Source organism: Streptomyces sp. NPDC006283 (genome assembly GCF_040613325.1).
GTDB lineage: Bacteria > Actinomycetota > Actinomycetes > Streptomycetales > Streptomycetaceae > Streptomyces.
This window is the reverse complement of the sequence record NZ_JBEXRZ010000080.1, coordinates 26,076-32,083: the sequence shown is the minus strand read 5'-3', so window position 1 is coordinate 32,083 and position 6,008 is coordinate 26,076. Positions and strand designations below refer to the sequence as shown.

The window sequence follows — 6,008 nt, the reverse complement described above, 5'->3', positions numbered from 1 at the left end:
CGCCCGGCGGCGCGGCCTGCGGCCCGCCGGGGCAGCCGCCGGCGCACCGTCACCGTTCCAGCTCTTTGTGCGCGCTCTCCGGCAGCCGCAGGTACACCGCCGACGAGACGAGGCACAGCACGGCCACGTACCAGGGGAACAGTCCGGGACGGCCCAGCTCCTTGAACAGCGTCCCCACGTACGGGGCGGTCCCGCCGAACACGGCAACGGTGAGCGAGTACGGGAAGCCGATGCCGGCGGCACGCACCCTGGCCGGGAACACCTCCGCTTTGACGGCCGCCGAGATCGAGGTGAAGCCGGTCAGCAGGATCATTCCCGCGCACTGCACCAGCAGCAGCGAGAGGAACGAACCGTTGACCGCCCGCAGCAGCGGCACGCTCAGCACGGCGAAGCCGACTCCGAAGAACAGCAGCGACGGCTTGCGTCCGAAGCGGTCCGACAACAGTCCGCCGACAGGCTGCAGCAGTGCGAAGAACGCCAGCGACAGCGTGCCGTACGAACGGAACACGCCACCCCCAGCCGTTCATCTGCCCCTCCGCGAGGACGCTCACCAGCAGAGCCGCCAGGCCTGATGCCGCGAGCTGCCCGACGGAGGTGGAGACGTACTGGAAGGACGAGAACAGGCCTCGCCGCCGGGGCCCCGCCGACTCCACCAGGAACGTGGTCGACGCGGCGAACTCCCCACCCACGGACAGACCTTGCAGCAGCCGGGCCAGCACCAGAACCACGGGAGCGAGGATGCCGGCGGCGGCATACGTCGGGGTCAGCCCGACCAGCAGGCTGCTGCCGCCCATGAGGAGGATGGTGACGGTGAGCGCGGTACGTCTGCCGTGCCGGTCGGCGACCGCGCCCATGAGCAGTCCGCCCACCGGCCGCATGAAGAAGCCGACGGCGAAGACCGCGAAGGTCGACAGGAGCGGCACGAGGGAGTTCCCGGAGCTCTTCGGGAAGACCTGGTCGGCAATGTAGACGGCGAGGAAGGTGTACGCGTACCAGTCGTACCACTCCACCGCGTTGCCGACGGACGCCGCCAGCAGCTGCCGCACGGGGCGCCCGGCAGGGGGAGCGATCGTCCGGACCGGAGATGTGTCTGTCATGATCGCGACCATCCCCACCTGGGGGCCGGCGTATACGTCGGACGATCCCTGGTGCGGGGCGGGGTCACTCGGCGGGTTTCTCCCAGACCGAGACATGCCGGCGGCTCTCGTGCGTGAACGGTTGCCGGTTCCACCCTTCCCACCGGTCGCGCAGCCGCAGGCCGGCAAGTTGGGCCATCAGGTCGAGTTCGGACGGCCAGACGTAGCGGAAGGGGATCGAGCGGTACTCGCCGCGTCCGTCGACGACGTCGACGTAGTTCGAACTCATCGCCTGCGTGGCGGTGTTGTAGAGGTCGAAGGCCCAGCGTGTCGGGCTCACATGGAACGGGACGCTGTTCTGCCCCGGGGGGAGGCTGCGCAGATCGGGGACGCCGACCTCGATGACGAAGCAGCCGCCAGGTCCGAGGTGGGCGGCGACGTTACGAAAGCACGCCACCTGGGCGGCCTGCGTCGTCAGGTTCATGATCGTGTTGAAGACCAGGTACGCGACGGAGAACGTCCCGTCCACCGTCGTCGTCGCGAAGTCGCCGATGCTGACGCCTACTTGCTCGCCGCCCGGCTTCGCCCGCATCCGGGCGACCATCGCCCGCGACATGTCGATGCCGTGGACCGGGACCCCCCGCCGGGCCAGCGGCAGCGCGATGCGCCCCGTTCCGATGCCGAGCTCGAGGGCACGGCCGTCGCCGGCGAGCTCGGCGAGAACATCGACAACCGGGTCGACGCTGCCCGGAGTGAACATCTCCCCGGACGACTCGTCGTACGTCGCCGCGACGCGCTCACCGAAGTGGCCGTCCTCATCAGCGTCGTCCACGTCCGCGCCGTGCATCGCCACGTCGTCCATGGCCCGACCGTACTGGGGAAGGCGTCCGCGACGCGCGCGTATTTCCGCCGGGGCGGGGTCGGGGCGGTGCCGTGCCGGGTGCCGATGCGTTGGCGCGAGGCGCGAGGCGCGAGGCGGGCGGATCCCGGGCGCTATGTTCACCGTATGTACTCGACGCGAGTCTCCCGGCACATCAAGGCGACGCGGCCCGCCGTCTACCGGGCGCTTCTGGACGCGGCGGCAATCGCGCAATGGCGGGTGCCCGACGGCATGACCAGCGAGGTGCATGAGTTCGAGCCCCGCGAGGGTGGGAGGTTCCGTGTCTCCCTCACCTACGACGCGCCGGTCGGCACCGGCAAGTCCGCCCCGCAGACCGACACGTACCACGGCCACTTCGCGACGCTCGTCCCCGACGAGAAGGTGATCGAAGTACTGCAGTTCGAGACCGCGGATCCCGCCCTCGGCGGCACGATGACGATGACGACGACGCTCACGGAGGCTCCGGGCGGCGGCACTGACGTGCTCATCGTGCACGAAGGGATCCCCGACGTCGTACCCGCCGCCGACAACAAGAGCGGGACCCGCATGGCACTCGCCCACCTCGCCCGACTCGTCGAGGCCGACGAGGATCCCGGGACGGCGACGGGTTAGCCTCGTGGCCGATCACCACATCTGAACAGGGGGTTCCAGGTATGGACGGAACAGTGGTCGCAGTGAGCAGCAACGACGTGTACTCCTTCACCAAGCCGAACCGGGACAGCATCAGGCTGCTCGCCGGACTCGGGGTCGAGGGTGACGTGCACGCCGGTGTGACGGTGAAGCACCGTTCGCGCGTCGCGCAGGACCCGACCCAGCCGAATCTGCGCCAGGTCCACCTCATGCACGAGGAGCTCTTCGCCGAGGTCGGCGAGGCAGGTTTCGAGGTGGTGCCCGGCGCGCTCGGCGAGAACATCACCACCCACGGAATCGACCTGATCGCCCTGCCGGTCGGCACGCTGCTGCGGATCGGTGAGGCGGCGGTGGTGGAGGTCACCGGCCTGCGCAACCCGTGCCTGCAGATCGACAACCACCAGGACGGCCTGCTGAAGCAGGTCGTCGGCCGCGACGAGGCCGGGAACATCGTGCGCAAGGCCGGAATCATGAGCGTTGTCAGGGAAGGCGGCACGGTCCGCCCGGGCGACACCATCACGGTGGAACTTCCGGCGGAGCCGCACCGGCCGCTGGAACGGGTCTGATCGGCAGGCCGCGTGTGGGCGCCGGGCGTGCGGTCTCGCCGTACGCCCGGCGGCGCCGGAACCGTCTGCGGCTACGGGTGTGAGGCCTCGGGCACGTCGACCATTTCGGAGGCTTCGCGACGGATCCGCTCGGTCCCCCAGGCGCCGAGCGGCTCGAGCGCTTTGTTGAGCGTGTGCCCGTGCTCGGTCAACGAGTACTCCACCCGCGGCGGCACCTCGGCGTACACCTTCCGGTGCACGAGACCGTCTTCCTCCATCTCACGCAGATGCTGAGTCAGCATCTTCTCGCTCACGCCCGGCAGCCCGCGGCGGAGCTCGGCGAAGCGGCGTACGCGATGGGCGTCGAGTTCCCAGAGGATCAGCCCCTTCCACTTGCCGCTGACCACGTCGAGCGCGGCGTCGACGCCGCAAATGTAAGGCCCGCACCTCGGTGCCTTGGCCATCACTGATCGCCCCTTACAAAAAGGTAAGTACCGCAGTAAATAGTGGGTACTACCGAGGATAGTGGCCCTGTCCGAGCATGGAGAGGTGAACGAACAACAGAACCGCGACACCAGGCAAAGCAGCAGCACTGTCACAGTGATCGGGCTGGGCCCGATGGGACAGGCCATGACCCGGACCCTTCTCGCCGGTGGCCACCGCGTGACCGTCTGGAACCGGACCGCCGCCCGGGCCGACGGGGTCGTCAGCGAAGGGGCGACGCTCGCGGAGACGCCGCGCGAGGCGGTCGAGGCGAGCGACCTGATCATCCTCAGCCTGACCGACTACCAGGCGATGTACGACATCCTCGGCAGTGCCGCCGGATCGCTCGCCGGCCGGACGCTCGTCAACCTGAGCTCGGACACTCCCGACCGCAGCCGCGAGGCAGCGACCTGGGCAGCAGGCCACAACGCCACCTTCCTCACCGGCGGCGTCATGGCGCCGGCCCCCATGGTGGGAACGGACGCGGCGTACATCTACTACAGCGGCCCCGAGGAGGTCATGGATCGCCACCTGGCGGTGCTGACACCGCTCGGCACGCCCAAGTACCTGGGGGAGGAGCCGGGCCTCGCCCAGATGATGTACCAAGCCCACCTCGCGGTGTTCCTCACCACCCTGTCCGGACTGATGCACGCCACCGCGATGCTGGGCGGAGCAGGGATGAAGGCCCAGGAGGCGCTACCGGAGTTGCTCGCTCTGACGGACTCGATCGGCGACATGCTGAGGGCCGGCGAAGCGACCCCGGGCGCCGCACTGGATGCCGGAGAGCACCCCGGTGACCTCAGCACGGTGACCATGATGGGGGCGACGTCCGACCACATCGTCGACACCAGCACGTCCCTCGGCCTCGACATCGCCCTGCCACGGGCCGTCCAGGCCCACTACCGGCGCGCGATCGCCGACGGCCACGGCGGCGACAACTGGACCCGCATCATCGACGGCATCCGAGCCCCACGCTGACCCGCCCGAAGCGGTGGCGCCCATGTGGCCTCAGGCAGCACCAACGGCTAGGCAGCACCAACGGCACGGAGAGGACTCAGCGCCAGTCGTCGATCACGTAGGCGTCCGGGTGGCTGTAGCCGGGTTCGTTGGGCTTGTGCATGGTCACGCCTTGCAGCCAGGTACGGAACCCGCGGTCGACCATGCGCCGGTAGGCATCCTGGCGGGCCAGGTTCATTCCGGCGTCCAGTTGCCCCAGTCCCCTCGCGGTGGCCAGCTGCTCGCACGCATCCAGCAGTCGTTCGAACCGGTCCGCGGCGTCCGGGCCGGGGCGTACGGCGCCGAATTTGACGAAGCACACGTCCTCACCGGCCTCCGACCCCGCTCCGCAGTGGCAGACAGCCAGACCGTCGAGGTCGGAGTCGGCGCCCTCGAGGAGGATGGTGTCACCGAGCTCCTGCGCCTGTGTGGCCATGATCTCGCGCTCCAAGCTCAGGCCCTCGTACACGGCCCCCGTCAGTGCGCGGCTGAGGCTCAGTGCGTCGGGCCGCTCAGCGGCGGTCAGCTCGCCGTACAGCACTCGGCCGGGGACTGCGGCACTGACGGCGACCTGCTTCTTCATGATGGCTGTAAGGAAGCGGGGCCAGAAACCGTACCGGCGGTAGAGCTCGAGGTGCTTGGGACTGTTCGAGAAGGTGAACAGGCCGAGGTGGCGGTTCTCCCAGGTGTCGAAGCAGGCCATGACCGGTTCCATGAGGCGCCTGCCGATGCCCTGGTCCCACAGATCGGGATGTACGGTCAGCGGGCCGAAGAACCCGACGCTGCCCCAGTCGGCGGCGAAGTTCGATCCGACGACCTCGCCCTCGACGGTCGCTGCGAAGGCCGCGTACGGATCTGCCGCCCAGCGGGTGCGGACATAGTCTGCGGTCCCGAAGAACGTCTCCGGCTCAGGGGCCCCGAGGAAGGTCCCGAAGGCGACCCTGAAGATCTCGTCGGCCCGATCCAGGTCCGACTCAACCAGCGGGCGGACCGACACCGGGGCGGCGACACTCGTTCGCTTCGCGGCGGGCATGATCGCTCTCCTTTCCGCCCCCAGTTCCATCGCACCACGGACGTGCGCCGCGGGCGAAGCGACAGGTCCGGCGGTACCTCAAGGCTCGAGCGGCCGCGTTCCCCGACGACCGGGCGGCCGTCTTCCTGCCGATCGACGACCCGCTGGGCCCGGTCCGCCGGGGGCTCCGAGGAGCCGGAGAGCGCCGACTGCGCCTGCTCCACCGCCTCACTCTGCGCCGGTTCCATCGACCTTGGCTCGCGGCCCTGGTCGCCACTGCTGCGGCCGCCTTGGGGATCTGGGGACTGACCAGTTGGTGTGGGTTCCCTACCAGGCGCCCGAGTTCGGCGCGTCCGCCGTGCTGTCCGGCAGCTCCGGACTCAGGC

At 69.4% G+C, this 6,008-nt stretch carries 6 protein-coding genes and 1 pseudogene; 3 read left to right on the top strand and 4 right to left on the bottom strand.

The features are described 5' to 3' along the window. Positions 1-49: 49 nt before the first annotated feature. Positions 50-1,097: pseudogene (locus ABZ070_RS18450) on the bottom strand (MFS transporter). Positions 1,098-1,161: 64 nt separating this feature from the next. Next, on the bottom strand, positions 1,162-1,938 hold the full coding sequence (locus ABZ070_RS18445; protein WP_356635036.1) for a class I SAM-dependent methyltransferase: 777 nt from the start codon (positions 1,936-1,938) through the stop codon (positions 1,162-1,164). 144 nt (positions 1,939-2,082) lie between these two features. On the opposite strand from ABZ070_RS18445, the gene ABZ070_RS18440 reads away from it, so the two are divergent. Next, positions 2,083-2,568: an SRPBCC domain-containing protein gene (locus ABZ070_RS18440; RefSeq protein WP_356635034.1), complete on the top strand. Its 486-nt coding sequence runs from the start codon at positions 2,083-2,085 to the stop codon at positions 2,566-2,568. A 41-nt stretch (positions 2,569-2,609) separates the two neighbouring features. Then, positions 2,610-3,152 carry an MOSC domain-containing protein gene (locus ABZ070_RS18435; RefSeq protein ID WP_356635032.1) on the top strand — a complete coding sequence of 181 codons (543 nt, stop codon included), beginning with the start codon at positions 2,610-2,612 and terminating at the stop codon, positions 3,150-3,152. A gap of 71 nt (positions 3,153-3,223) precedes the next feature. Here the strand turns inward: ABZ070_RS18435 and ABZ070_RS18430 are convergent, their stop codons facing one another. Further along, positions 3,224-3,595: a helix-turn-helix domain-containing protein gene (locus ABZ070_RS18430; RefSeq protein WP_356635030.1), complete on the bottom strand. Its 372-nt coding sequence runs from the start codon at positions 3,593-3,595 to the stop codon at positions 3,224-3,226. 85 nt (positions 3,596-3,680) lie between these two features. Here ABZ070_RS18430 and ABZ070_RS18425 point away from each other — a divergent pair, with 85 nt between their 5' ends. Further along, positions 3,681-4,592, top strand: coding sequence for an NAD(P)-binding domain-containing protein (locus ABZ070_RS18425; RefSeq protein ID WP_356635028.1), 912 nt, complete (start codon positions 3,681-3,683; stop codon positions 4,590-4,592). 76 nt (positions 4,593-4,668) lie between these two features. Here the strand turns inward: ABZ070_RS18425 and ABZ070_RS18420 are convergent, their stop codons facing one another. Then, positions 4,669-5,643 (bottom strand): GNAT family N-acetyltransferase, encoded by a 975-nt coding sequence (locus ABZ070_RS18420; RefSeq protein WP_356635026.1) that lies wholly within the window; start codon positions 5,641-5,643, stop codon positions 4,669-4,671. Between the last annotated feature and the right edge of the window lie 365 nt (positions 5,644-6,008).